This is a genomic window from Sphingobium indicum BiD32, assembly GCF_000382885.1.
In the GTDB taxonomy this organism is placed as follows: Bacteria; Pseudomonadota; Alphaproteobacteria; order Sphingomonadales; family Sphingomonadaceae; genus Sphingobium; species Sphingobium japonicum_C.
Window position 1 is genome coordinate 1 of the sequence record NZ_CAVK010000079.1, and the last position, 23,520, is coordinate 23,520.

Annotated in this window: 28 protein-coding genes; 11 read left to right on the top strand and 17 right to left on the bottom strand. The window is 61.4% G+C overall.

The features are described from left to right. Positions 1-58 precede the first annotated feature (58 nt). The 7 genes from EBBID32_RS24515 to EBBID32_RS24070 all read left to right on the top strand — a co-directional run bounded on the left by EBBID32_RS24515 (position 59) and on the right by EBBID32_RS24070 (position 4,192). Complete coding sequence (locus tag EBBID32_RS24515; protein WP_006954172.1) at positions 59-232, top strand: hypothetical protein; 174 nt, start codon at positions 59-61, stop codon at positions 230-232. Between the two features lie 2 nt (positions 233-234). Further along, positions 235-420 carry a hypothetical protein gene (locus tag EBBID32_RS08630; protein WP_006954173.1) on the top strand — a complete coding sequence of 62 codons (186 nt, stop codon included), beginning with the start codon at positions 235-237 and terminating at the stop codon, positions 418-420. Further along, positions 417-1,121 carry a SprT-like domain-containing protein gene (locus EBBID32_RS08635; protein WP_006954174.1) on the top strand — a complete coding sequence of 235 codons (705 nt, stop codon included), beginning with the start codon at positions 417-419 and terminating at the stop codon, positions 1,119-1,121. The genes EBBID32_RS08630 and EBBID32_RS08635 overlap by 4 nt, the downstream gene beginning before the upstream one ends. A gap of 18 nt (positions 1,122-1,139) precedes the next feature. After that, a complete protein-coding gene (locus EBBID32_RS08640; protein ID WP_006954175.1) occupies positions 1,140-1,376 on the top strand; it encodes a hypothetical protein in 237 nt (78 codons plus the stop codon). Positions 1,377-1,880: 504 nt separating this feature from the next. Beyond that, entirely contained in the window at positions 1,881-2,957 is a 1,077-nt protein-coding gene (locus EBBID32_RS08645) for a hypothetical protein (protein ID WP_037489865.1), read from the top strand. A gap of 148 nt (positions 2,958-3,105) precedes the next feature. After that, complete coding sequence (locus EBBID32_RS08650) at positions 3,106-3,810, top strand: DNA adenine methylase (RefSeq protein WP_006954176.1); 705 nt, start codon at positions 3,106-3,108, stop codon at positions 3,808-3,810. A 217-nt stretch (positions 3,811-4,027) separates the two neighbouring features. Beyond that, a complete protein-coding gene (locus EBBID32_RS24070; RefSeq protein WP_019053931.1) occupies positions 4,028-4,192 on the top strand; it encodes a hypothetical protein in 165 nt (54 codons plus the stop codon). Between the two features lie 10 nt (positions 4,193-4,202). Here the strand turns inward: EBBID32_RS24070 and EBBID32_RS24520 are convergent, their stop codons facing one another. Both EBBID32_RS24520 and EBBID32_RS24835 read right to left on the bottom strand, forming a co-directional pair. After that, entirely contained in the window at positions 4,203-4,352 is a 150-nt protein-coding gene (locus EBBID32_RS24520) for a hypothetical protein (protein ID WP_006954178.1), read from the bottom strand. Positions 4,353-4,499: 147 nt separating this feature from the next. Next, entirely contained in the window at positions 4,500-4,745 is a 246-nt protein-coding gene (locus EBBID32_RS24835) for a helix-turn-helix domain-containing protein (RefSeq protein WP_019053933.1), read from the bottom strand. Positions 4,746-4,771: 26 nt separating this feature from the next. Between EBBID32_RS24835 and EBBID32_RS08660 the strand changes: the two genes are divergently transcribed. Further along, positions 4,772-5,173 carry a hypothetical protein gene (locus tag EBBID32_RS08660; RefSeq protein ID WP_019053934.1) on the top strand — a complete coding sequence of 134 codons (402 nt, stop codon included), beginning with the start codon at positions 4,772-4,774 and terminating at the stop codon, positions 5,171-5,173. Between the two features lies 1 nt (position 5,174). Here the strand turns inward: EBBID32_RS08660 and EBBID32_RS08665 are convergent, their stop codons facing one another. The 7 genes from EBBID32_RS08665 to EBBID32_RS08695 are packed head-to-tail and all read right to left on the bottom strand — an operon-like array spanning position 5,175 to position 16,151. Further along, complete coding sequence (locus EBBID32_RS08665) at positions 5,175-8,534, bottom strand: zincin-like metallopeptidase domain-containing protein (RefSeq protein ID WP_006954183.1); 3,360 nt, start codon at positions 8,532-8,534, stop codon at positions 5,175-5,177. An 18-nt stretch (positions 8,535-8,552) separates the two neighbouring features. After that, on the bottom strand, positions 8,553-8,804 hold the full coding sequence (locus EBBID32_RS25195) for a hypothetical protein (RefSeq protein WP_006954184.1): 252 nt from the start codon (positions 8,802-8,804) through the stop codon (positions 8,553-8,555). Beyond that, positions 8,801-10,981, bottom strand: a complete 2,181-nt coding sequence (locus tag EBBID32_RS08675) for a DNA topoisomerase 3 (RefSeq protein WP_006954185.1) — start codon at positions 10,979-10,981, stop codon at positions 8,801-8,803. Before EBBID32_RS08675 ends, EBBID32_RS25195 begins: the two co-directional genes overlap by 4 nt. A gap of 4 nt (positions 10,982-10,985) precedes the next feature. Continuing rightward, positions 10,986-11,519, bottom strand: coding sequence for a conjugative transfer signal peptidase TraF (traF, locus tag EBBID32_RS08680; RefSeq protein WP_006954186.1), 534 nt, complete (start codon positions 11,517-11,519; stop codon positions 10,986-10,988). Then, positions 11,516-13,408 (bottom strand): type IV secretory system conjugative DNA transfer family protein, encoded by a 1,893-nt coding sequence (locus tag EBBID32_RS08685; RefSeq protein ID WP_006954187.1) that lies wholly within the window; start codon positions 13,406-13,408, stop codon positions 11,516-11,518. Before EBBID32_RS08685 ends, traF begins: the two co-directional genes overlap by 4 nt. A 21-nt stretch (positions 13,409-13,429) precedes the next feature. Further along, positions 13,430-15,748 carry a TraI/MobA(P) family conjugative relaxase gene (traI, locus tag EBBID32_RS08690; protein ID WP_006954188.1) on the bottom strand — a complete coding sequence of 773 codons (2,319 nt, stop codon included), beginning with the start codon at positions 15,746-15,748 and terminating at the stop codon, positions 13,430-13,432. 16 nt (positions 15,749-15,764) lie between these two features. Further along, positions 15,765-16,151 carry a plasmid mobilization protein gene (locus EBBID32_RS08695; RefSeq protein WP_006954189.1) on the bottom strand — a complete coding sequence of 129 codons (387 nt, stop codon included), beginning with the start codon at positions 16,149-16,151 and terminating at the stop codon, positions 15,765-15,767. A 320-nt stretch (positions 16,152-16,471) separates the two neighbouring features. On the opposite strand from EBBID32_RS08695, the gene EBBID32_RS25250 reads away from it, so the two are divergent. The 3 genes from EBBID32_RS25250 to EBBID32_RS08705 are packed head-to-tail and all read left to right on the top strand — an operon-like array spanning position 16,472 to position 18,014. Then, positions 16,472-16,852: a TraK family protein gene (locus EBBID32_RS25250; RefSeq protein ID WP_196805621.1), complete on the top strand. Its 381-nt coding sequence runs from the start codon at positions 16,472-16,474 to the stop codon at positions 16,850-16,852. Further along, on the top strand, positions 16,849-17,574 hold the full coding sequence (locus tag EBBID32_RS08700) for a nucleotide-binding protein (protein WP_006954191.1): 726 nt from the start codon (positions 16,849-16,851) through the stop codon (positions 17,572-17,574). The genes EBBID32_RS25250 and EBBID32_RS08700 overlap by 4 nt, the downstream gene beginning before the upstream one ends. After that, positions 17,574-18,014: a conjugal transfer protein TraM gene (locus EBBID32_RS08705; RefSeq protein WP_006954192.1), complete on the top strand. Its 441-nt coding sequence runs from the start codon at positions 17,574-17,576 to the stop codon at positions 18,012-18,014. The genes EBBID32_RS08700 and EBBID32_RS08705 overlap by 1 nt, the downstream gene beginning before the upstream one ends. 30 nt (positions 18,015-18,044) lie before the next feature. Here EBBID32_RS08705 and EBBID32_RS08710 read toward each other — a convergent pair whose 3' ends face one another. The 8 genes from EBBID32_RS08710 to EBBID32_RS08745 form a co-directional block, all read right to left on the bottom strand. Further along, on the bottom strand, positions 18,045-18,677 hold the full coding sequence (locus tag EBBID32_RS08710) for an IncP plasmid survival protein KfrC family protein (protein ID WP_006954193.1): 633 nt from the start codon (positions 18,675-18,677) through the stop codon (positions 18,045-18,047). Positions 18,678-18,794: 117 nt separating this feature from the next. Further along, positions 18,795-19,817 (bottom strand): ParB/RepB/Spo0J family partition protein, encoded by a 1,023-nt coding sequence (locus tag EBBID32_RS08715; RefSeq protein ID WP_006954195.1) that lies wholly within the window; start codon positions 19,815-19,817, stop codon positions 18,795-18,797. A gap of 2 nt (positions 19,818-19,819) precedes the next feature. After that, positions 19,820-20,566: a ParA family protein gene (locus EBBID32_RS08720; RefSeq protein WP_006954197.1), complete on the bottom strand. Its 747-nt coding sequence runs from the start codon at positions 20,564-20,566 to the stop codon at positions 19,820-19,822. Next, positions 20,563-20,862: a TrfB-related DNA-binding protein gene (locus EBBID32_RS08725; protein WP_019053944.1), complete on the bottom strand. Its 300-nt coding sequence runs from the start codon at positions 20,860-20,862 to the stop codon at positions 20,563-20,565. The genes EBBID32_RS08720 and EBBID32_RS08725 overlap by 4 nt, the downstream gene beginning before the upstream one ends. Further along, entirely contained in the window at positions 20,855-21,184 is a 330-nt protein-coding gene (gene kleE / locus EBBID32_RS08730) for a KleE stable inheritance protein (RefSeq protein ID WP_006954201.1), read from the bottom strand. The genes EBBID32_RS08725 and kleE overlap by 8 nt, the downstream gene beginning before the upstream one ends. A 105-nt stretch (positions 21,185-21,289) precedes the next feature. After that, on the bottom strand, positions 21,290-21,553 hold the full coding sequence (locus tag EBBID32_RS08735; RefSeq protein ID WP_006954203.1) for a hypothetical protein: 264 nt from the start codon (positions 21,551-21,553) through the stop codon (positions 21,290-21,292). A 104-nt stretch (positions 21,554-21,657) separates the two neighbouring features. Next, a complete protein-coding gene (locus EBBID32_RS08740; RefSeq protein ID WP_006954205.1) occupies positions 21,658-22,071 on the bottom strand; it encodes an antirestriction protein in 414 nt (137 codons plus the stop codon). Between the two features lie 339 nt (positions 22,072-22,410). After that, the gene (locus tag EBBID32_RS08745) at positions 22,411-23,178 is read right to left on the bottom strand and encodes a helix-turn-helix domain-containing protein (RefSeq protein WP_006954207.1); all 768 of its coding nucleotides are present in this window, start codon (positions 23,176-23,178) and stop codon (positions 22,411-22,413) included. Positions 23,179-23,520 lie beyond the last annotated feature (342 nt).

The following is a 23,520-nucleotide window of genomic DNA, read 5'->3' on the forward strand; positions in this document are numbered from 1 at the left end:
CCAATCTTTGCAACAGAGCCCGCGTCATGGCCCGCCTCGCTGAACAGGGAGCCAGCCAATGACCCATGAGGATCAGCAGCGCGCCTATAACGCCGGGTGGAACTGTGGCCGCTGGCCCGATGATCCCCGCTATCAGGGCTGCGAACCGACCAACCCCGACCTTTGGGAGCCTTACGAGGACGGCAAGGCCGATGGCTACGTTGAACGACGCCGCAATGAAAGGGGGGTCTGATTATGGCGAAGGAAAAGCCCCTCAAGGGGCACAAGCTGGCAGGCTATAGCTTTGGTGTTTCGGTAAGCTGCGAGTGCGGTTGGCGCTCCGGGACGTGGTTCGGGAAGGGTGGTCGCGGTAGCGCGCTGGGTGAATGGTATTCCCATAAGGATCGCTGCGCGGCCGAAGCGAAGGCGCTGGGCGCATGACCAACCCGACCGCGCAAGCCTATGCTGAATTGCAACTGGCGTTCGACCATTACAACCGGGAGCTGTTCGCGGGCGAGCTGCCCTCCTGTCTGATTACGATGCAGAGGGAAAAGCGGAGCTACGGCTATTTCTCATCGGAACGGTTCGTGCATCATCACGACAAGAGCAAGACCGATGAAATCGCCATCAACCCGGCATATTTCGCCGTGGTCCCCCTGCTCGAAGTCCTCCAAACTGTAGTGCATGAAATGGTCCACGCATGGCAGTTCCATTTCGGCAACCCGTCGCGCTCCGGCTATCACAACCGGGAATGGGCCGACAAAATGGAAGCTATCGGCCTCATGCCGTCCAGCACGGGCCAGCCCGGAGGCGCTAGGACAGGGCAGAAAATGGCCGACTATGCCATTCCGGGCGGCCCCTTCATGCTCGCCACGGATGCCCTGTTGACGCAGAATTTCCGCATTTCGTGGCTCGATCGGTTCCCGGCGATCATGCCGACGCCGGCGATCGACGCCGGCGCCGGCGCCGGCGCTGCCGGCGGCCATCTGGCGGACGTGCTTCAGCCCGCCACGGGGAACCGATCGAACCGGATCAAATATCGCTGCCCTACATGCGGCGTGCAGGCATGGGGCAAGCCCGCGCTGCGGCTCCTGTGCGGTGGCGACGATTGCGCCAGCGCGCCCCTCGCCCCTGTCGAATAAAGGGGCTAGGATCGGCCCATGACGATGCGCAGCCTATTCGACGGGGCTTTGACGATGATCCTCTATGTCCTCGCTTTCGCAGCGGGGACAGTGTTCGTGCGGGCCAACTATGATCTGATTGAGGCGCACCCGCTTCTGGTGTTCTTTGTCGGCGCGATCTTCGCCTACCAGCTATTCAACCTGATCCCGCTTGCCGTTGCGACCATCAACGATCACATTCTAGGCCAGCCTGAACAGCGTCATAAGCGAGACTAGAGGCTATCCCTTCGGAATAGCGTTAATATCGAGCGCAAGCGGCTCGGTTTGTCGGGAGCTGCATGGTCCGGGGCCGGGGCCTCCGTCGCTGCGGGGTGCGCCTCATCCCATAGAGCTTTCCAACGCTCCGCCTCAATGCGGCGCGCCATTGCGCGGTTCTCAACCGCGTGCAGCCTTCGCGCTTCTCCGGGATCGCTATCCATGAATCTCGCGCTGCACGATTAATGGTAAGGTTCCGTTGCACACCATGATTAACAGCCTGCCGACGATAGATTGAGCATATCGCGCTGGCGCGGCTCCTTCGCCCTGCCAGCGCCGTGCCTGCCCGATACGGTTCTGCAACAACTCTGCTTTCGGGTCGCGCACAACCCCCGTTGTGTCCGAAAGTGCGAAAGCCCGGCCCTGTGTCGGGCTTTCTTATATTCGTGCTAGACCACGCCCCAACAAATAGTTCTGGTTCTCATAGACGCCTGCGTCTATGCCGGATCTGACAGAGGAAGCGGGATGGCATTGGAACCTATCAGGGTATTGGAGTTCGCGGACGCCGATCGCGCGGACGTGCAACGGCGCGTGGTCGATGCCGTGCAAGCTGCGCCCGAACGGTTCCTGACGGACTATGCGGCCCGACCCGGCACGTTCGGGGGGCGCTACGTCTGTGCGGACGCCATGAAAGAGCTGCTTCCCGAATATACCGCCTCAAGGGAGGCCCGCGGCCGATACAACGCGCCCGTCCACAATGCCGCGGCCGTTCTGGCGGCCGAACAATACCGCCGTGTAGTGGCCGATAGCTCCGATCCAGCCCGCAACCTGGTGCTGTTCGTAACCGGGATGCCGGGAGCCGGGAAAACCTCTGAAATCCAGTATGCGGCGCTGCATGAAGGAAACCGGCTCGGCCGTGACGTGCGCGCGATCTTTGAGGGCCAGCTTGTCGATCCGCAAGCAAGCATAGCCAAGGTCGAACAGGCATTGAGCGCCGGATGCAGGGTCGGGGTAATAGCGGTTCTGCCTCGGCCAGAGGAGGCGCTTGCGCACACATTCCAACGCTTTGAGGAGCTGGGCCGGGGTGCGAGCGCGGCCGTGATGGTGCGTATTCAGGAGGGCACGCCTGACGGCCTAGAGGCCCTTCTAGGTCGCTTTGGCGATCAGATTTCGGTTGCGGTCCATGACGTGCGCGATCGTGCGAATGTTCATCGCCTAGAAGGCATGGACGGTGTAAATATCTGGCGGAAGGAATTGGAAAATGGACCTGTCCAAGAAAGACTTGAAAGAGAGTTCGACCGGCTCAACCAGCTCGGCCGCGTCAGCGCCGATTGCGCCCTCCAATTCAAAGGACAGTCTCCCCACGGGCAACTTTACGCGGTTGGAAGCCCTGATGTTGGTGGGAGCCTCGCACATGGCGACGGACGAAAAGCTACGCCGGAAAGTGGCCGAACGTCTCTCCTGAACGCGGCGCGGGGAAGCTCGCTCGCCGGACTCTCCGACGCCCTCAAGACAGGCCAGAGCGAAGGCGACGGCAAAACCAAATCCAACGAAATCGGCCACGGCCTGCCTAAGCCGCCGTCGCCCCGGCGTTCCAGATGAACGCCCCCAGCCCGAACCTTCCGTTTGGTGTTAGCCGGGGAGCGTTGCGAGGGGCTGGCCCCTTGCTGTGGGGGTCGAGCGGGACGCTGGGCGGCCCGATCGCAGGGGGACGCTTCCCCCGCCTGCTCCTTCTTTTCCAGTAGGTGCCATGACCGGCTATCTCGGCTCGAAACAGGTTTCGGGCGCATATCAGGCTGTGATTGCCAATATGCCGCCGCACGATACCTACATTGAGACGCATCTAGGCTCCGGCATCGTCCTCCGGCGCAAGCCTCCCGCTGCCCGCTCGATCGGCCTCGAAATTGATCCGGCTACCTTTGAGTGCTTCGGCTCGATCGCGGCAGAGGAATCGAGCGCGTTCGATGGCGCGGCCGTCGAAACCTACAACGTCGATTGCCTCGCCTTCCTGCGCGATTTCGACTTTTCGGCCGCTGGGCGCGTGCTGATCTATGCTGATCCGCCCTATGTCCTCGCCACGCGCTCCCATCCGGGCACGCGCTACCGCTATGACTATACGGAAGCGGACCATAGGGAACTGCTGGCCGTCCTCGATGCGCTGCCCGCCTCGGTGATGATTTCAGGCTATCCCTCGTCCCTGTATAGCGAGCTGCTGCCCGCGCCGCGCTGGCGCGTCCTGTCCTATCAGGCCATGACGCGAGGCGGGCCGCGCACCGAATGTCTATGGATGAACTATGCGCCCGATGCGGCGCATTGGGCCACCCATGCCGGGGTGGATTTCACCGATCGCCAGAGGATCAAGCGCAAGGCGGCACGTTGGAAACGCATGTTTAGCGAGCTGCCTGCGGGCGAGCGAATTGCGATCCTCGCCGCGCTGCTGGAAGTGGACTCATAGCAGGCCAGCACCGCACTCGTTGCCGTTGTGAAATGATTAACCAAAGCATCCTAGATCAGCCCTGCGACCCGAAGAACCTTTCTCGATCATTTAGGTTCTTTCACTGGACCCGGCTGCATTAGCTGTCGGGTCCATCTTTTTGCGCCCCCAGCTCGTCCACCAACATTTAACCAAGGCGGGCAAGGGTCCGATTACCGCTCCTGTGTCAAAAGAGGCGATGAACGGCGATAACAACAGGCCCTTTTCGCGCGGCGATTTGTCGGCGCTTCTGCTGCTGCTGTTCACGCTCGCCATGATGGCCTATAATTATTCGCATCCAGAGTGGGCGAGCCAAGGCGGCATATGGGCCTACATTGTTCCCCGCCACGGGACAGCATCATAGGCGTGCGCGCCTATCCGATGACTGAACGGACAAAGCGGACGATCGGCGGCCCAACGCCCGCGAGGAAGGCAAGCCCGGTAAGCGCCAGCAATCCCCAAAACTCGATGTGGATAAGCAAGTCGCTGCCGGTATCGTCGTTCGGATCGGGCCATTCCTTCATGGCACCGGATGATTACGGCTCCGGCTCGATGCTGCAACCTCCTAAGCCAGCAAGGAGGCTTCACCGGCCCGCATCATAGACGGGAACGTCTATGCCACCGGCGACATAGACGCGGGCGGCTATGCTGCAGCACATAGACAGCGGCGACTATGCTTCAGCGGCCAACATTTCCGAGACAGGGCACCCGATCGCGTCCGCGAGCTGCGCCATAACATCCAAGGTCGGATTGGCCTTCCCGTTCTCGATAAACGAAATGTAGGAAGCCGTGACGCCGGTTTGCTCATGCAGCATCGCTTGCGACATTTTGAGGGCCTGCCTCCGCGCCCTCAACCGCTTCCCGAATAATTTGCTCAACGGGTGCGCCATATCGTCCAAACGTAGGTATATTGCCATTCTGGAACCTGCTTCGGAGTCGGGTGATGATGGACTTGAACGACGAACAATATCACCGCCTCCAACATGCTATAGCCCTCACGCGCGAAAGCCTCGCTATCGCGGCGGAGCTGGGCGACGATCTATCAGCCTTCCAACTGAAACACGCGCTCCATTCGCTGCATTACATTAGCGAGCTAGAGGCCGAAGGCCATGACGATCGGGAGCCTGTCACCCTGACCGTGGATGAAGCGAAGGCCCCGCGAACTGCGAGAACAATGCGAGACACGGACTTGAGCGATGAACAATATCGCCGCCTCCTCCACGCTATAGACCTCGCACGGGAAAGCCTCGTTATCGCGGTGGAGATGGACGACGACATAACCGCCTTCCATCTCAAAACCGCGCTCCGTTCCCTCGACTATTCTAGGAAGTTGGTTTCCGCTTGATCTAGCGTCGAACGCTGCGGCGCTGGGCCGGTTGATCGTCTCCGATAACCGGCCCGGAACGCTTCCTTTCGCGTTCGTCGTCCAGCTTGATCCGGGGAGCCTCCCGCTCCTGCTGACGCGGGTTCTCGATCGCCGCCCTGATCTGGCGCACCGCGCCTTCACGGCCCAAGCGGCTGTTCTGCTGCAAGTCGTTGAAGTCGGTGAAGCGTGCCGGGTCGGCCTGCTGCTCGCCGGGGGCGAAGGTCGGGAAGACCGGAACGCCGTTCACGGCCTGCGCCGCTTGGGTCGCCTTCTCCTTGCCGGGATTGTAGCCGAATTTCTCCAAGACGCGCTGATCGTCCTCGCCCATGATGAAAATCGGCTTGTCGGGGTAACGCTCGCGCAACGCGGCTGCGACGGCGGGGAGGTTGCCGGAATCGAACGCCGCGACGGTCGCATGGTCCACCACGCTAGAGACGGTCGCCATCGTCGCGTAGCCTTCGCCAATCATAATGCGCGGGGCCTTGTCGAGCGCGGCTAGTGCGGCCTGCGGCGTCACGCCCCCGTTGACCACATGGAAACAGCTTTCCTTGTGGCTCTCCTTCGCAAAACGCTTCGTGCCGTCTTCCTGAATATATTGCGTCGTCCAGTGCTTGCCGCTGGTGTCGATCGCCGGAAGGTGGATTGTAGTATCGCTGGCGCTGGCGAGCGCGCCGATCGTCGGCGCAATACCCTTCCTCTCCATGTAGGGCGTTGCCTGCTCGATCTGACGGCATTGCGCGGCGCGCTGCTGCACGCGCTCGGCCGTCGCATCATATGTCGCCGCCCGCTCCCGCTCGCGCTCCTCTCGCTTGGTGGCGGCCTCGGCGTTCAACCGGGCCTTTTCCTCCTCGCTCAACGTGTAGCCGGTGCTTTTCCATCGCATATCCAGCCCCGAACGGTTGTTCTTGATGTAGCCCGCTGGGTGGCCATCGGTGAAGGCGACATAGAAACCCGCCACCTCGCCCTTTCCATCGCCCTGTGCCGGAACGCGGTGGGTCTTGCCGTCCATCATCGGGTGCCCTGCGGGAACCTCAAGGCCAAGAGATTTCATCGCGTCGGCAAATTCGACCTCCGGGCTTTTCGCCTCCTTCTGGCGCGGCTGATTGTCTATTTTCCAGCGCGCCAGCTTCTCCGGGTCCGCGCCCTCCGGCGCATACCAGCTCTTGCGAGCGGCATCCCATTTCGCGCCGTTGGCTTTGGCAAGGGTTCGTTCGCCATAAGGCACCGCCAGATATTCGCGTGCCTGTCGCGGGGTTTCCTGCATCGTTTGCCCTTCCTGCGGCTGCTCCGGGGCCGTGGGGCGCTGCGCGCGCTCGCCGGGGAGCGATTGGCCTAGATCTCCTGCGGGTGCCTCTACGGCGCTTGAAAGCCATTTCTGGAACGGCTCGACATTAGCGCCTGCCGGAACATACCACGACTTTTCGGCCTTATCCCATTTCGCGCCCAAGGCTTTCGCCTCGTCCTTTTCCCGATAGGGGACCGCAAGATATGTGCGGGTGGAAGGCTCTGGCGCGGCGTCCCGCTGGTCGGTCGCGGCGATGCCCAAGGGCGGCGAATTGACCGCATAGAGAGGGGCCAAGCCCTGCCGCTCGCGGCGCTCATCGGCATATTGCTCGGCCTTCAAATTGACAAGGCGGGCAACGTCCTCCGGGTTCTGGTCGCGGCCGTCAAAATCGGTGATCTGGTTCGGCCCAAGCGACAAGGCGATATAGCGGCGGCGTTCGCTATCTGCGGAATAGCCCGCCATAAGGTTTCGCTCGCCGTTCGGGGTTATCATCGTGCCGATCGGCCCGACGCCCTCAAATTGCCGTCGAACGGTGTGCATCGGCCCGCCACTATCAACCGGCTCCCAACCGTGCTTGTCGATCAGCGCGCGCAAAGTGCGGTCGGAATAGTGCTGCTGCGGCTCCGGTATAGGATCGCCTATGGCGGCAACGGCCCCGGCTGCGGCGGCCCATCTGTCGCCGCTATGGTCTGTCAGCCGCTCGACCGTAAACCCGGAGGCATTGAGCGCCGCCGCAAGCCCCGGTCTGGCGAAGGCGGCCTTTATACGCTCGTCCAGCTCCATATTGAGGTCGTCGGATATTACTAGGTCCGCTTCCTCGTTCCCCTCGAAATGGGGGCCGTTCTGCCACTCCTCATAGGCTTGAACAGTCTTGGCCATGTCCGCGACCGCAAGCCGATCGCCCTCATCAAGATCATTCTGGCGATACTCCTGCGCCTGCTGGAAGTCTGGCGGTAGAGTAACGCGGAACCTGTCAAAATCCTCGCGCGTGGCAGGCCGGATTTGATCTAGCGGACTGGCATAGAATGGCCCGTTAATCGGGTTGCGCCCGTCTATATTGCTGGCAAGAACGCCCAACATCGCCATGCCCGGCTGCTGATAGCAAAGCGTATTTTCGTTGCTGACGAAATATTGCGTATGGTCGTGTGCCTGCTCGACCTGCTGAACCTGTTTTTGTTCCAGCGCCAGAACATAGGTGTGAATCTTCTCGGCGTCCGATGCGGCACGGACAATCTCAAGCGGGTCTTCCTCAAGGACTTTGATCCATGATCCGACATAGGCCGCGTGCTGCTCCGGGTCGTGGCCGATCTGCAATTCCTGCCCGGTTATGAGGCTCGCAATCTCGGCCCGCAATTCTTCGCGGGCATAGCCTTCCGAACCGAACGGGTGCGCCAAATCCCGGTCAAGGCGGTTGGGGTGGCCAGTCCAGTGCCCCAGCTCGTGCAGCGCCGTGGCGTAGAACCGATCCGCGCTCGGAAACTGGCTCCGCAACGGCAAGGTGATGCTGTCGGTCGAAGGCCGATAATAGGCGCGGTCGCCCGCTTCCTCGGTGATTTTCGCGCCCGACGCCCGCAAGATGGCCTCGGCCCGCTCCACCGGATTCCATTCGTGCGTAGTGGTGACGATCGGGGCAAGCCCGTCGATCTGCTCGGCGTTGAACACCACGGCATAAAACGCACGGGGCCGCTCAAGCTCGACCTTCTCTTTCCTCTGGCGACCCTCGGCATCCAGAACGGGCTTACCGCTCTCGTCCCGAACTACCCGCTCCTCCTCGAACTGCCAGTATTGGACAAGGGAGCCTTTCTCGCCCTTCCGCACCTGTGCGCCTTGGGCTGCGGCCTGCTTGTATGTCAGCCAGCGATTATCAGCCCGGCCCTCGGACATGAGATTGAGGACATTGACGCCGCGATAGCGTTTCCCCGTGGTGGGGTTGAACGGCAACCCGCTGCTGCCCGTCGCCTCCCAAGGCTTTTGCCAAGGGGCGGTGCCCTGCTTCAACTGCTCTATCAGCTTGTCGGCAACGCGCTGGTGAAAAGGTATCTTGCCCTCGGCCATATCCTCGCCTCCTCCCGATTAGTCGGCGTTGCGCGCTGCCGCGATCAATTCGCCGCGTCCCGTGGCGATCGGCTCCGCGTCACCATCAAGCCCTTCCTCGGCCTCGCGCGCGTCGGCCTCGCTCATGGCATCCTCAACAAAGGCCCCCGCCCGCTCCGCCTCCTCCGGGTCGAACTCCACAACCGCGCCGGGAGTCTCGGCGTCGGCAAGTTTGCGCGTCACCAGCTCGTCAAGGGTGGGCACGTCCTGCGCATTGGGTTGATCCGTCATGCTCGTTCTCCTTTGCTGAAATCGGGCTGTCCCTTGTTGTCGAAATAGGTCTGTTTGCAGCCGGGATAGGCGCTGCAACTCCACCAGAAGGCCCCCTTCTTTTTCGCGGAAGGACGCCGCACTAGGCCAGCGCCGCACGCTTGGCATTTGTGCTGCTGCGACGGCACGGGCGCGGGAGCCTTCACCAGCTCCGGCTTGCCCGCCTTGTCATTGGCGGTGAATTTACAGCCGTCGGCATAGCCGGTGCAGGACCAAAAATAGCCCTTGCTCCCTTTGATCCGGCGCAGCGGCTTGGAACATGACGGGCAAGGCGGCGCGTCGATCGCTATGGCAAGGCCCTGCTCTTTCACCCGCGCGACCTCGCGGCCGACATAATCGGCCAGTCCGCGAACGAATGTCATGGCATCGCTCTTGCCCTCGGCAATCGCGCGCTGCTGTTCGTGCCAAATGGCGGTCATGTCGGGAAATTTCGCCTGATCCGGCAAGGCGTCATAGAAGCCGCGCGCCTGCGGGGAGCTGATGATATTCTTGCCCTTCTCGATCAAAAAGCCGCGATCGAAAAGCGTGGCTATGATGCTGTCGCGGGTCGCCGGGGTTCCAATTCCGCCATGCTCGCCCGCCTTCCCCTTGTCCTTCTCGATCAGGAGTTTCCTAAGCCGCTCGTCCCGAACATATTTGGCCACCCGCGTTAGGTCGGTCAAAAGCGTGGCCATCGTATAGAGCGGCTTGGGCTTGGTTTCCTGCTGGTCGGCGCTGGCGGAAAGGCATTGCCCGGCCATGCCCGACGCGATCGAACGCAAATCGGCCGCAAGGGTGTCCTCGTCCTCGGCAATGTCCTCATTGCCTACATCGTTCTTATAGAGAACCGTCCAACCCGGCTTGGTCACAACCTTGCCCCGCGCGGCAAAGGCGTGACCCGCAACCTCTATCTCGATTTCGGTCTGGTCATATTGGTTCGCGGGCCAGAACTGCGCGACATAGGCGCGCGCGATCAGCATATAGGTTCGCTGCTCCGGCTCTGTCAGCGCGGCAAAATCGGCCGTGGCTTCGGTCGGAATGATGGCGTGATGCGCGGAAACCTTCTGCGAGTTGAAGGCACGGCTTTTTATCGCCGGGTCCGCGCGCTGCGCGATCGCCGCCAGCATCGGGACCGTCGCGGCGACGGCCGCCAGCACGCCGGGGGCGTCCGCGTGCTGCTCATCACTCAAATATTCGCTGTCGCTGCGGTTGTAGGTGATAAGGCGATGCTTCTCCCGCAACGCCTGCGTAATGTCCTTCACCTGATTGGGCTTATAGCCGAATTTCCGTGCGGCATCGGTTTGCAGCTTCAAGAGGTTGTAGGGCAGCGGCGGCGCTGCCTCTTTCGCCGTGGTCTTGGCGCTGGCGATGCGAGCCGGTTGCCCCTGCACCGCCCCGGCTACCGCCGTCGCAAAATTGCGGTCGATCAAGCGGCGCTGCTCATCAACCGGGTCGCCCTCTCCGATCTGGTAGCGCGCGGGAAAGGTCAGCCCGGCGAAACTGAACTGGCCCGAAACCGTGTAATAATAGCTCTTGGTGTGCGCCTCAAAATCGCGGTCACGGCGGACGACAAGGCCCAAGATAGGGGTCTGCACGCGGCCGACGCTAAGAACGCCCTGAAACCCCCGCGCCTGCGCCGCGAGGGTATAGGCGCGGGTCATGTTCACGCCATAGAGCAAGTCGCCCACGCTGCGCGCCTCGGCCGATGCGGACAACCCGGCAAATTCACGGTTATCCCGCATGGACGCCAAGGCCCGCTGCACAACCTTTAGATTGTTGTCATTGATTAGCAGGCGTTGGACCGGCAACCGGCTCCCGGCCCATTGCAGAATCTCGTCAACAATAAGCTGGCCCTCATCGTCGGGGTCGCCCGCGTGAATGACGCTCCGCGCCGATTTGAGGAGTTTGCCGATCGTGCGGAGCTGGGCGCTCGTCTTGGCGACGGGCCGCTTTTCCCACGGGATGAAGCTGATCGGCAGCGCGGCCATGTTCCACGGGTCTTGCGGGTCCACCAGCTCAAGCATGTGGCCGATCGCCCATGTCACATAATGACGGCCGCAATCTATGAAGCCGTCTTGTCGCGCCCCTCCCCCAAGGCCCTCGGCAATGGCCCGCGCGAGTTCGGGCTTTTCAGCAATGACAATGATCTCCCCGCTCATGCCGTCACCACGTCACTACGGGTTTGATAGGGGCGGTCACTTGCCGCGCGCTGATCGGCCCGAAATAGCGGCCGTCGAAAGAGGCCGCGCCATCGCCAAGGACAAGGATTTCCCCGTCGCCTAGCGTCCAATCGGCATTGAGCCGGGGCAAGGCCCGCCCTGCCCCATCGGCAAGCTGCGGAGCGCTGTCGGGGACAAGGCGGCCGTTGATCCGCACGCCCTGCCCGCCAATCTGAACGCGGTCGCCTTTAGCGGCTAAAATCCGCTTCATCATTTCATAGCTTCCGCTGGGGCAGTCGCCGGGTTCGATGTAGCGCCTACGCAACGCCTCCAAAAAGGGCGGCGCTGCGGGCGGACAGAACGCCACAAGATCGCCCTTTTGCGCGGTCCCGCCCGTCGCCCGATAGACGCCTAGCGGGATGCTCGGCGTAGCGTTGAAGCGAAGGCCCGCCGCCTTCGCGCCAAGCATGGCGATCATGGCCCCCGCCACGCCACAAACCGCATAGCGGCTGACCTTGGCGAAGCTCGGCCGCTTCATAGTTTGATCCTCCGGCCCCCTTCGGGCGGCTTCGGCGCTTGATTGCCCCTGATCGTGTCGCTCCGATCCGGCGCGGGAATCTTGGCGCGGGCACTAAAGGTCGGGTCTTGGAAATAGAGGGGCTGACGGCCGTAGATCATGGGATAGCCTGCGACATAAATCAGCATGTCGCCCGCTTCCGAAATATCTCCGTCCGGGGTCTTCTTCGGCCCCGGCATCCTCATGCACTCATCCGGCGTCAAAAGCGGGCGCTGGGTTTCCTGCACGGTCTTGGACACGGTGCCACCAAAGAACCCCCCGCCCCCGCGTCCCGTGCTTTTAGTGATTTGCTCTTTAAGAACGGTGGTCTGCCCGGTGAGTTTGGAAAGATGCTCGGCCGTCTCAACGCGGTTGGGCGGATAGGCGTTCTGGATATGAGCATTGGAGGTTATCAGCTCATCCGGCCCATAGCCGGTTTCCCGGCTCCTAAGCTGGTTGGTGTCCTGACAAATGAGATAGAATTTCAGGCCGTAGCCTGCGGCGAACGCCAAGGACTCCTGAATGATTCCAAGTTTCCCAAGGCTGGGAAACTCATCAATCATAAATAGCGCGCGGTGCTTGTAGCTCTGAACTACGCGGCCCTCCTCGAACTCCTGCTTGGGCGCGAGGATACGCACCATCATGTTGAGCATGACGCGGACAAGCGGGCGCAGCCGGTCCTTATCCGTGGGCTGGGTGATGATGTAGAGGCTAACCGGCCTCTCGCTGTTCATCAGGTCACGAATGAGAAAATCGGAAGTGGCGGTATTCGCGGCCACAACCGGGTCTTGATATAATTCTAGATAGCTCTGCGCGGTCGATAGAACCGATCCGCCCTCATCATCGGGGCGATTGAGCTGGGCGCGTGCGGCTTTGCCGACAACGGGATGATTTTTGCCGCCCGGCAAATGGCCGAACGTAAGCATTTCCTCCCAAACTTCCTGCGCGGGCCGAACCGGATCGGCCAATACGGCATCCACTTCGGCCAAGGTCGCCGCGTTGCCGCCATGCTTGGCTTTGTAGATGACATGCAGGATCACGCCTACCAGAAGCGCCCGCGAGGTCTTTTGCCAATGGCTTTCGACCCCCTTCCCGTCCGGGTCCACTATCAGCGTAGCGAGATTCTGAACGTCTGCGACTTCGTTGTCAGTCCCTACCCTGATTTCGTCCAGCGGGTTCCAGTGGGCGGAGCCGCGCGAGCTGGCCGGTTCAAACCGCATGACGATCTGGTTGGCGTGCTGCTTCCTCCAACCGGCGGTCAACGCCCATAGCTCGCCCTTCAAATCGGTGATGACGGCGCTATGCGGCCACGAAAGCAGCGTCGGGATGACAAGGCCCACGCCCTTCCCCGATCGGGTCGGGGCATAGGTTAGGCAATGCTCCGGGCCGGAATGGCGTAGATAGACCGTCTTCCCGTTCTTCTCCTGATATGCGCCAATATAGACCCCATCATTTTCAACGAGGCTGGCCGCGCGAATGTCCTCCATGTCGGCCCAGCGGGCCGATCCATGCAGATAGGCATTGCCCTTCCCGGCGTTCGATTTCGCCAGTTTGACAGCAGCGGTTATCAGGACGCCCACGCCGAAAACCACGGTGCCCACGCCCACGGCTTGCCCGAAGGCGGGTTTCAGCGCCGGAACCTCGCTCCATTTGCTGAACCATTGCAGGAAACGCCACGGGGCATAGATATGGCCCGCGTTCGGCCCCAAGGTAGCCTGATAGGCCATCTGGTGCGCGAACATCTGCGTTGCGCTCCATAAGCCTCCAAGGGCGGAACCGGCCACAAGGGCCGCCAGCAACGGGCGATTATCGCCCTTGCTTCCGCGCTCCCGCACTTGCGGCCCGATGGCTGTATTGCGCTTCTTTGCCATGCTTTGCCCTTCTCGCGGCCGTTACCGGCTGCGCCCCTTGCTTTTGACGGTGCCGTTGCTGGCAATCTCGATCGGCTCGCCAATCGCCAGCTTGCCCGCGCGGGCGGCGCTGCGCGCGTCCACGGGCAGCACAAGCATGTCAGCGCCATCTCTTAGGAGTATCAATTTCTGCCCTTCGATTTGTCGCGTCCCGGCGTAAATCAGCGGCCCATGATCGCCAGTGAACAGCCGATGCGCCGGTATATCCATTCCAATGTGACGCTTCGCATTACGTTCCGCAATGTATTTATCCGCTGCTCTGGCCTGATCGTCGCTCATTCGCGGCCGATCGTCGTCCCGTCGCACAAGACGATCTGGCCGGGCTTTTTGGTCGTCCACGTCTGAATGAACATGACGCGGCAATAGCAAGCTACCTCGCTCGGCGTGCTGAACCAGACCGAGTTTGGACAGGTCGCGCAAACTACCTCGGCTTTCGGGCGGCGGCTCTCGTCCAACGCGGCCAATGTTGGGCTTAACGGCGCGCTCGCTGGGGGCCTCGGCTCCTCCGGCGCTAGAATGTCCATTTCTGGCGGGCTGTGCGTGACCAATTCCAACGGCGGCGATGCTGGCTCCTCCGGCTGCAAGGCCGGTTCCGGCGTTGGTTCCTCCGGCGCTGACGGCTCCGGGTCGGAATGTCCCGTTTCGACCTGGTGCTGTGGCGCTGGCGTCTCGTCCAGCGCCATTGACGGCGTTTCGCCCAACAACGCCAGCGCCGCCTCTATCTCCTCGTCCAATGATTTGTCTGTCACGCGCACGCTCCTCTTGCCTGATATTTTGACGGCGGGCCTCTAGATCGGGGTCCGCGAAAGTGATGGGCATGGCCGAACGGGCGGCGGCTTCCACCACAAGGGCCTTGAATTGATCGCTGCCGCTGATCGCCAGCCTGTCGCCATAGCGTTCGTGCGCAAGCCGCAAGGCGGCAACAACGCCCTCGATCTGCGCCCCGCGCGATACATGCAGGCGCTGGCCATCATCGCGCACCGCTGCATTGGCGGTGCGGTAGATGATCGTCCCGCGCTTAGTGATGTGGTCTTGCCTGATCGCTGCGGGATGCGCTGCGGTCGGCATGGCGGCTATATGCAGCGCGTCATTGGGGGCTGTGCGCCGCCCCTCCCGCGCGCGCAGGGCCTCAAGGGCGGTCTGGTCGCCTGCCTTGGCCTGCTCCTGTAGCCAGTCATTCCACCCGCGCCGGGAATTGCGCGACGCAATGCGCTCCCGTTCCCGCCCGTGGGCGGCGACAATCTTGGCAATGGCGGCCTTGGTGGAGCGGGCCGCCAATGCGTAATTGAGGCGCTTAACAACCGGGCCGCCACCTAGCAGCTTTATCGCCGCCCGCTTCGTCCTCCCGATGCGCTTCACCTGTTCAATGGCCGCGCGGCGCTTGGCTGCGGCCTCGGCCAGCTCGACCTTTCGGCGCGTGGCGCGTGTGCCCTGCTGCTCGCGGTAGGCGGAGAATAGGGCGCTGGTGTCGATACGGGAGGGCACGGGGCGCTTTTCATAGGTCTGACGGGCCTTCGGTGCCCCCTCCCCTCCCTGTGCGCTCTGGAAGGCTCCCAAGCGTTTCTCTAGCGCCCCTTTTGACAGTTCGCGCGCGATGGAGCTGGCCTTTACGGTCGTTCCGTCCATCGCCGCAAATATCAGGCCGTTGCCGCGCGCCTGCACCGACAAGCCGAAATTGGCCGCGATCTGGTGCAACTCGGCCCAACTCGCGGCGGCCTTCAATGGCTCGGCGCAATTCCGCTGCGCCCAACCTATCAGGCTTTCCGTGCCCGCGATCTGCTCCATGTCGCGCGCGCGTGCTTCTCCCGCGCGCTGCCGGGCCGCATGATTATCCGGCTCTAACCCGTGCTTGACCTCTAGCCGCTCACAAACAGCGGCAAGGGTTTGATAATCCCGCAACGGCGCGTGGATCGTGTGCCGGACAGGGTGAATCTTGTTGATCGCTAGATGAATATGCGTGTTGTCGGTGTCGTGGTGGACGGCGCTAACCCGTTGATGCTCGGCAAAGCCCAACGCGGCGCATACCGCCTCCTCTATGTCACGCATAACCTCGGCGCTGGGATTCTCGCCGGGCCGGAAGGAAATAATCAAGTGGTAGGTCTTATCCGACGCCGCCCGCTGGTTGGCGGATTGGACAAGCATAACGTCCTGCGCAGCATCTTCTGGCGTATGGCCGTTGCAGTTGGTGACAGTCACCAGACCCACGCGCTCGTCACGTCCCTGCGCGCTGGTGATGTATCGCACCAACCCGCCAAAATCGCTCTTGGAAGTCGCCTTCATGGGGACGTGTTTTGCGATCATCGGCGCGGCCCCTTTTTTAGCCGCTAAAATCTTGCCGGGAGCGCAAGACCTTCCGAATGATGCCGGATAACTCCTCCTGATTGGCCTCGATTTTGGCCAGCACGCCCCGGATGATAACCGGCATCCGCTCCGGGGCCATCTCCTCCAACTTGGCGTCGTCGGTAAGCCATAGCTTCAACAGGCCGCCAAGGCGGCCAAGGTCGCCATTCACGCGCACCAACTCGCGCCCCTGTTCTATGTCGATCAGAGGGCGCGGCTCATGCCCTAATCCAAGGACGCGGAGATAGGTGGATGCGCTCAAGCCGGTTGCCTGCGCGGCGGCTTCGATCTCCGCTTTCTCCTCCGCGCTGCACCATATCTTGACGTGGTGCCGCTCGCGTTTGGCCTTGGGCTTGTCGTTCAACTCTCTCCCTTTCGACGCGGTAGCGGCGGGCCTCGCAGAGCAGGATTCCCGTTGAGCGCCCCCGGTGCGAATAAGGGGAGTAATGGGGGTGTCCGCGCTTGCGTGGATGCCTCCATTACCTATCCTGCCCCGTCTTCGACGTTTAGACGCCAAATAGAAACTGTTGCTGGAACGATCATATATCGTTCACCCCCGAAAATATCTAGCGCCACACGGCCTAATCTGGCAGAAAAATACGATATAGCGGGAGTTCATCGGTTCGTGGCCGGTTTATGAACGCTTTATAGCCGATTATGCGCCGAAAAATATCGTAGGTGGAAATGACAGACAGCGGGAAATCCTTCACGGAGCGATTGCGCGAACGGGCGGCCTCACGGGAGCCGGGGGGCAAAAACCGGAACCTCGCGCAATTCCTCGCCGCTCGATCGGACATAGATGCAGCCCTTGCGGAAGGATGGCCGGTGCGCGGCATATGGGAGCTGCTGACGGAGGAAGGCCGCATTAGCTTCGGCTATGCGTGGTTCGCCAAATACGTTCGCCGGTATCGCGCGCCAGCTACCGGGGAACCGCCCAAGGCACCTCCAGCGCCCCCCTCCCCTTCCCGATCAGCAACGGCCTCGGCCGAAGCTGATCCGCCGCCCCGGCCCAAACCGGCGCGCTTCAATCACCCGGCCACTCCGAACAAAGAGGATTTGGTATGAGCAACGTCCACATAGTTTTGCAGGGCAAGGGAGGTGTGGGCAAGTCGCTCGCCGCCTCGATGCTGGCCCAATATCTGACCAAGCGAGGCGAAAGCCCGCTCTGCATTGATACCGATCCGATCAACGCCACCCTTGCCGGGTTTCAGTCCCTCAACGTGTCCAAGGTCGAGCTGCTGGAAAACGGCGACATAAACCCGCGCAAATTCGACGCCATGATGGAAATGATCGCCGGTTCCAAGGAATCGGTGGTCATTGACAGCGGCGCGAGCAGCTACAGCGCCCTATCCTCCTATATGTTCGACAACGGTGCGCCTGACGTGATTGCCGATCTGGGCCATAAGCTCGTCCTGCATACCATTATCGTAGGCGGGCAATCGCTGATCGACACGCTTCAAGGCTTCGCCTCGGTAGCCGAAGCCTTCCCCGATCCGGCTGCAATCGTCGTGTGGCTCAACCCCTATCATGGGCCTGTCGAGGCAGAGGGTAAGAGTTTTGAACAGCTCAAAGCCTACCGGGAGCTAAAGGATCGGGTCGCCGCGATCGTCACCCTCCCCGATCTGAGAAAGGAAACCTTCGGGGCGGACGTTCGGGACATGCTGGCCGCACGCAAGACTTTTGAGGAAACGCTTGCCGATGGCGACATAGCCCTGATGCAGCGTCACCGCCTCGGCCGCGTTCGTGATGCGGTCTTTGCTGAACTCGACAAGGCTAAGGTCGTGTAATGGCCGATCACGAAAAAATCGCGGCGCTGATCGCGGAAATCTCGCGCCAGCACGGGGTCACGCTGTCCGCCGATGATCCCTTGATGATCCTGCAAACCATCAACGCGATGTTGCTGGGCGAAAGCGCCGATGCGCAGGAGGAGCAACTAAAGGCGTTCAAAAGCGAGCTGGAAGACATGAGCAATCGTTGGTCGATTGCTATCACCGACAAGGCGGAATCGGTGCTGAACGCGGCGCTGGACGCCTCGGAAGCCGCCATGAACGAGCGTATGGGGGCCGCAGCGAAGGCGATCATCAAGGAAGTGGGGGAGCATATCGGGACGGGGCTGCAAAAGCCCCTAAACGATGGCCGGGCCGTCGCTAACCGCAATCTCCTAGCGTCGGGCCTGACGCTGATCGCGGCGCTGGTAGTGTTGGCCGCCGCCCTGTTCCATCATTGACGCCAGCGAAGGCCCCTCCCCCATGTCGCACTATCCCCCATCTCTCGCCAATCCGCGCGCGAGCGTGCGGCCTGCCGGTTTCCGATCGTCCGCGCCGCGCTCGATCGTCTTTTCCCTGATCTGTTCTTTCTCCCGCTCCGCGCGCATGTGCAGCTCATGCAACCGACGTGCCTGCATCAGCTCCTCGAAATCATCGACAAGTTTCGGCTCTCGATATTCGAGCTTGGCCGCTGCGATCGTCTCCACGCGCGGGCCGTGAACGGCCATGCCGTCGCGGATTTCGCGCACGGCTTCCAGCCTTACCGCGATCCGCTGCACGGCCGCTTGCGCGTTGGCAATCCGGGCCTGCCATGCTTGGCGCTTGCCGGGCAGGGACAGGAAGCCGGGGGGCTGCTGCTGGATTTGCTGCAAACGGGCGGTTTGCTGCTCCATCATGCTTTCTAGGCGGTCCTCGATCTGGTTCGCCTGTTCAACCTTCTCCTCAATGACCGTCTGTAGCTGGGCGTTATAGGTTTCCTCGGTTGGCGCGGTGGCGATAGCTGCCGTTTCCTGACTATCCAGCGTGCGCGCCTCGTCTAACAGCCGGTCGGCGTCGGCCTGTGGGTCGCCCGTTCCCTCGTCCAGTGAAAACTTGTCCGGGTCTGCAATCGGCGTGTCCTGCATGGCCGTTCCTTTAGCGGCTAAAATTTCTAGCTTGCACTATATCCGATTTTCTTACCTCTCGCGCCATAAAAAAGGCCCCGCACAAGCGGGGCCTGTAAGGCTGGGCAGGGGAGGGGACTATCCTTCAAGAAGCGCAAGAAGCTGCACTTTTCCAAGATCGGCCTCGGTTTCCTCGCCGCTGTCTTCATACTTGATCCACGCCACGCCATCGCGCGAGGGCCGCTTATTCAGGATCAGACGGGCAGGGCGCTTGTTATGAGAAACCTGCACAATGGCCTTTTTCAGCTTTAGCGGGTCTTCCTCCTTCGGTTCCTTCTCCTCTCCGGCCCCGGCGTCGTCACTAGCGCCGCCGTTGCCCTCGTCGTCGCCCGATTCCTCCTCGGCCTCGCCGCTCAAGCCGGACTCAAGGAACTCCTTCAAGAGCCGCACCGATCCGCGCGTAATCTCCTGATCGGCATCGGCCAGCCAGCGCGCAACGCCCTCGCTATGCTTCTTGTGGAGGCCCACAAGGTCATAGATCAACGTCACGTCCTTGCAACGCCCGCTCTGGAACGCCTTGGCGATCGGCTCCGGCAAATCGAGCAATGCCGCGTGCTGGGTGACAAAGGCCGGGGATTTCCCGATGGCCTTGGCAATCTCGCCCTTCTTTTTCCCGTTGGCCAGCTCGCGGCCGATGTAGTCGGCAATCTCGCGGGCCGTGAGAGCGTCCCGCTGCAAATTCTCAATGACCTGATCGGCCTCGGTATAATCGGGGTCGATGAAGCCCGGAATTGTCACTTTCTCGGCCAACAGGGACGCGCGATAGCGGCGCGCGCCGTGGTTGATGAGATAGCGCCCCTCCACCTTGGGATTGGGCCGAACGGAAATAGGCGTCTTCACGCCGCGCTCCCTGATCGTCTCGGCCATTTCCGCCAGCGAATTTTCGTCAAACTGCTTGCGGGGCTGGTTCGGGTCTTCGTCAATCAGCGCCAGCTCCAATTCGAGCGGAGCGCCAGAACCGCCCTCCGGGGCCGCAGGAGAGGCTAGGAGGCTCGAAAGGTCGCCCAACCCCTCCAACCCTAGCCCCGCGTTCTGCGCGGGCTTCTGCGCGGCTTTGGTGGACGATTTGCCCGGCTTCTTGTCCTCGGTGTTGTCGGCCATCGTCAAATCTCCATCTTTTCTTGAATGTGGCGGGCCATCGCTCGCATTTCCTGCGCCGCTTTCCGCGCCGAAGTCCGTTTGATCGACCAAACCGGCAAGCCCGACGCCAGCGCGTCCGCAACGCTGCTCCGGTTTCCGATCGGCGTCGGAATGACCAACTGGGGATAAGCACGGGTCAGCTCGTCAAGGTGCTGCCCGTGCCGGGGATTCCGGCCATCAACCTTGCTCGGTATCATGCCAAGGAATTGCAGCGCCGGGTTCGCGCGCCGGATATTGGCGATCGTCGTCACCATCTTCTCAATGCCCTGCAAACTGTAGGCTTCAAGCTCGATGGGCGAGGCCGCAAAGTCGGCCGATAGCAACGCCGCTGCCATTCGGACCCCAAGGGACGGGGGGGTATCTATCAGGCACACGTCAAAGCCTTCCGCCTCGATCACGGCCAGACTGCGCTTGAACGCGCCAGCAGCCGCACCGAGATCTAGTTTCTCAAGATCGGCCAACCGCGCGTCGGCGGAAAAGACAGCAATCCCCTCGGCGTTAGCCAGGTCGAATTGTGACACGGCATCGAAAAGGCCGCTCGCCAAGGCTCCGCTATCATATTCGCCAAGGGTGAAGCTGGCATTTCCTTGGGTGTCCAAGTCAATAACTGCGACCTTCAACCCCTGTTCTTTGAAGTAATAGGCAAGATGAACGGTCGTTGAAGTTTTACCAACGCCGCCTTTCTGGTTCGCTATGACAAGTGTTTTCATCGTTTGGCGTCCAATCTTTCCACCGCCTCGCGCTGCCATTGCCGCACAAGGAAGGCTTTATGTTTCGGTAAAATCGCCGTCACACGCTCGAAACCTTCGGGAACCTCGCTATGCGCGTTCCAAATCCGGTTGACCGCCAGACAAACGGCATTGCGGGACACGCCTTCGCGCTTCGCCACGGCCGATTGGGCCTCGCCGTCCACCAGAACGGCGCGCGCCATGTCGAGCGGACGCGCCGCGATATTGAGCCGTCCAGCAGCTTGCTCAAAGGCCGACGCGCTCAAGCGTTTATCCATTGCGCCTGCCGCGATTCTTCTCGCGGTATAGCTTCGGCTCATAGACGCCAAGGAAGATGTAGAGGGCGATATAGACCGCATAATAGGCGAGGAACTGCCAACCGGCATGAACATCCGGCGTGTTCCAATACCAGAGCATCCGGCAGAACTGCCAGAAGACGACAAGCGGGATGATGAAACGCGCGACGGTCCAGATCAGGACTCCGAACGTCCAGACGGCCGCAATGACGTAATCCACGCGGTTGCCCTCCCATGCGGGTGGAGGATTGGGAAGCCGCATGACCGCAAAACGTGCGGGCAGCGGGGGAATTTTCGCCTTCATCGGAATACTCCGGTTTCGACCTTGGCGGGCTGCCCGGTCACAACCGATATAATGACAGCATCCCGAACCGTGTCAAGCCCCCGTAAAGTCTGAACGGCAATAATTTTAGCCGCTAAAATCGTCGTTCTGGTGTTCCCAAATATTTCCCAAGCCCGCAGCCGCGCACAACAGCGCCCATGCCGAATAGGGAATCTGATCGTCGCCGCCCGTCCAGCGCCGAATAACGCGGGTATTGCTCAAGCCTAGAAACTTGGACGCGCTGCCCCCTGTCATGTCCGCTGCTTTGAGGACCGCCCTTACCTCATCCGGCGTCGGCTGCTGCCACCCCTGATCGGCGGGCAATAGGCAATCTGGCCGAACATCAATCATGCGCGCGTCTGTTCCTTCGCTGGCGTTGCTCCTCATGGCGGCCGAATGAGGAATATGCCCGATAGGCAGGGAAGGGAAGGGGGGCACGCTGCCCCCCTGTGGCGCTAGTCGAGCGCGGCACCGATCGGCCCCGCTTCCGAATGTTGGGCGGCATAGGCAGATGCCCACGCATAGAGCTGGGCAAATTGATCCTCGCCGTATTTTTCGTGCATATGCCCCAGCATGAACAGGGTGGCTATAAGGCCCGCCGCGTCGGCCGAAACGTCGCCAGAGAAGCCGTTGCCGTCCCATTCCAGACGATATTGGGGCTGATCGCCGGGGGCCATGTAGAACCCGCCGTTCGATAGGGTGTAGAAATGCCAATATGCGCCCGTGTAGTCGGCGGATAGCTTGGACATATAGCCATAGGTGACGGCCTCGACCTCGATCATGCGCGCCAGCCCGAACAGCCGGGGCAGGCACATAATCCGGTCTTCTTCGCCAACCAGCACGGCGGCAATTCTCTCTCTGTTGCTCATCGGACTTCTCCGGTTTCGACCTTGGCACCATAGCCCGGCCATATCCGATATATTGGAAGTTTCCCGGTTGCTGTCAAGTTACGCTCGCCCGCCATGAAAATCTTTTAGCCGCTAAAATGGCCTCCATCGCAAGGCATATTTGGTCGCTGCCCCGCAGTTTTACAGAGTGCCGCTATCCGCGCCCCGAATGGACACGCATGTCAGCTCCCCAAATCGGAGCCTTACCCCCTTTTTGGTGTTCAAACAGTCTCAATTAAGCGTTGCGCGACTAGCGCAACTCCGCATCACCTTAGATAAATAAACTCAAGGGGAGGTTCAGAACCATTATGAGACTCACGGCTAGGCAACAACGCCATCACGGGCGCAAATGCCGTTCCATAGGCTGATTAGGGCCTCCGCTGTGGCCTTGCATGTCGTCGTCTCCCGTATGTAATCGGCCTTGCTCAACCGGGAGAGCATCCAAGCCTCATCTTCAAGCCGGTCCTGTAGGCGCTGGGCCTCGTCGTCGGGCACCGGGGCAGGGCGCTTGCGCCGGTCGAGCAATTCGAGAAGCATCCTCGGCAATTCCACCCGATAGGCATTGGAGGTCTGCTCTGATCGCGCCCCGTCCTCTGTGACGGTGTGGACGTAGCGCCGCAGGCGCGCCAGCAAGCCGATGCTGGTAAGGGCGTTCAAGGCCCTTGCGACGGTGGCCCTAGAGACGGTCGCCCATTCGGCTATCATTTCATAGCTGGGCACCACGTTGCCCCTGAAACGCTCCTCCATCCGCAACAGGGCTTGATACACCCGGATCGTGGAATTGGTGATGCTCATGCAATAGTGCTCGAACTGCGTTATCTCGCGCGGCTCGCGCCGCAGCTCCGCGCGCAGGGCGCGGCCCTTTTCAAACGCCAGATTGATCGCACGCCAGCATCCCTTGCGCGTCTTGGTGTCTCGCGCCGCGAGGAAGCCCTTTTCTACGTCGCTCCCGGCTTCCTTGCTGCCGCCGCGCACGCGGGCCTTGGTGATGTGCTTCCCGCCCCGGCTACGGTCGCCATAGGCTCGGCCGAAAAGCTGCTGGGTCAGCTCCCCGATCGCCAGCGGCCCTTTTCTTCTGGTGTCACTCATCGTCGTCCCTCCTTTGCGAAGGGCCGGGAGACAGGCAAAAAAATCCCGTTGCGCGAATCAAGCGCCCTTGAACCGAAGTCCGAAAACCGCTAAGTGGGAAATTGTCTGTAGGTTCAGTGTTGGCGCACTGTCCCACTAAGCGGTTTTGAGGGTGCCCGGCTTCGAGCCGGGCATTTTCTTATCCACTCACGGCCAGAAACTCCTGTTGCAGAAACATATCGTCCCCGATCCGCTCTAGGATCGCGTTGATTGCAGCCTCGCGGGACGTGAATCCCTTGCTGGCTTTCACCCTCTCCACGATCTCGACGGCTTTAGGGGACAAGGCCAAACTCATGCGCTTAA

What these genes read in the sequence shown, in the direction of transcription:
- EBBID32_RS08725 (WP_019053944.1), bottom strand. Translation starts at nt 20,862, where the DNA reads ATGGATAAACGCTTGAGCGCGTCGGCCTTTGAGCAAGCTGCTGGACGG.
- EBBID32_RS08635 (WP_006954174.1), top strand. Translation starts at nt 417, where the DNA reads ATGACCAACCCGACCGCGCAAGCCTATGCTGAATTGCAACTGGCGTTC.
- EBBID32_RS24835 (WP_019053933.1), bottom strand. Translation starts at nt 4,745, where the DNA reads ATGGCAATATACCTACGTTTGGACGATATGGCGCACCCGTTGAGCAAA.
- EBBID32_RS08715 (WP_006954195.1), bottom strand. Translation starts at nt 19,817, where the DNA reads ATGGCCGACAACACCGAGGACAAGAAGCCGGGCAAATCGTCCACCAAA.
- EBBID32_RS08630 (WP_006954173.1), top strand. Translation starts at nt 235, where the DNA reads ATGGCGAAGGAAAAGCCCCTCAAGGGGCACAAGCTGGCAGGCTATAGC.
- EBBID32_RS08665 (WP_006954183.1), bottom strand. Translation starts at nt 8,534, where the DNA reads ATGGCCGAGGGCAAGATACCTTTTCACCAGCGCGTTGCCGACAAGCTG.
- traI (WP_006954188.1), bottom strand. Translation starts at nt 15,748, where the DNA reads ATGATCGCAAAACACGTCCCCATGAAGGCGACTTCCAAGAGCGATTTT.
- EBBID32_RS08640 (WP_006954175.1), top strand. Translation starts at nt 1,140, where the DNA reads ATGACGATGCGCAGCCTATTCGACGGGGCTTTGACGATGATCCTCTAT.
- EBBID32_RS08740 (WP_006954205.1), bottom strand. Translation starts at nt 22,071, where the DNA reads ATGAGCAACAGAGAGAGAATTGCCGCCGTGCTGGTTGGCGAAGAAGAC.
- traF (WP_006954186.1), bottom strand. Translation starts at nt 11,519, where the DNA reads ATGAAGCGGCCGAGCTTCGCCAAGGTCAGCCGCTATGCGGTTTGTGGC.
- EBBID32_RS08685 (WP_006954187.1), bottom strand. Translation starts at nt 13,408, where the DNA reads ATGGCAAAGAAGCGCAATACAGCCATCGGGCCGCAAGTGCGGGAGCGC.
- EBBID32_RS08645 (WP_037489865.1), top strand. Translation starts at nt 1,881, where the DNA reads ATGGCATTGGAACCTATCAGGGTATTGGAGTTCGCGGACGCCGATCGC.
- EBBID32_RS08710 (WP_006954193.1), bottom strand. Translation starts at nt 18,677, where the DNA reads ATGCAGGACACGCCGATTGCAGACCCGGACAAGTTTTCACTGGACGAG.
- kleE (WP_006954201.1), bottom strand. Translation starts at nt 21,184, where the DNA reads ATGAAGGCGAAAATTCCCCCGCTGCCCGCACGTTTTGCGGTCATGCGG.
- EBBID32_RS24515 (WP_006954172.1), top strand. Translation starts at nt 59, where the DNA reads ATGACCCATGAGGATCAGCAGCGCGCCTATAACGCCGGGTGGAACTGT.
- EBBID32_RS08650 (WP_006954176.1), top strand. Translation starts at nt 3,106, where the DNA reads ATGACCGGCTATCTCGGCTCGAAACAGGTTTCGGGCGCATATCAGGCT.
- EBBID32_RS08705 (WP_006954192.1), top strand. Translation starts at nt 17,574, where the DNA reads ATGGCCGATCACGAAAAAATCGCGGCGCTGATCGCGGAAATCTCGCGC.
- EBBID32_RS24520 (WP_006954178.1), bottom strand. Translation starts at nt 4,352, where the DNA reads ATGAAGGAATGGCCCGATCCGAACGACGATACCGGCAGCGACTTGCTT.
- EBBID32_RS08660 (WP_019053934.1), top strand. Translation starts at nt 4,772, where the DNA reads ATGATGGACTTGAACGACGAACAATATCACCGCCTCCAACATGCTATA.
- EBBID32_RS08735 (WP_006954203.1), bottom strand. Translation starts at nt 21,553, where the DNA reads ATGATTGATGTTCGGCCAGATTGCCTATTGCCCGCCGATCAGGGGTGG.
- EBBID32_RS24070 (WP_019053931.1), top strand. Translation starts at nt 4,028, where the DNA reads ATGAACGGCGATAACAACAGGCCCTTTTCGCGCGGCGATTTGTCGGCG.
- EBBID32_RS08720 (WP_006954197.1), bottom strand. Translation starts at nt 20,566, where the DNA reads ATGAAAACACTTGTCATAGCGAACCAGAAAGGCGGCGTTGGTAAAACT.
- EBBID32_RS25250 (WP_196805621.1), top strand. Translation starts at nt 16,472, where the DNA reads ATGACAGACAGCGGGAAATCCTTCACGGAGCGATTGCGCGAACGGGCG.
- EBBID32_RS08745 (WP_006954207.1), bottom strand. Translation starts at nt 23,178, where the DNA reads ATGAGTGACACCAGAAGAAAAGGGCCGCTGGCGATCGGGGAGCTGACC.
- EBBID32_RS08700 (WP_006954191.1), top strand. Translation starts at nt 16,849, where the DNA reads ATGAGCAACGTCCACATAGTTTTGCAGGGCAAGGGAGGTGTGGGCAAG.
- EBBID32_RS25195 (WP_006954184.1), bottom strand. Translation starts at nt 8,804, where the DNA reads ATGACGGATCAACCCAATGCGCAGGACGTGCCCACCCTTGACGAGCTG.
- EBBID32_RS08675 (WP_006954185.1), bottom strand. Translation starts at nt 10,981, where the DNA reads ATGAGCGGGGAGATCATTGTCATTGCTGAAAAGCCCGAACTCGCGCGG.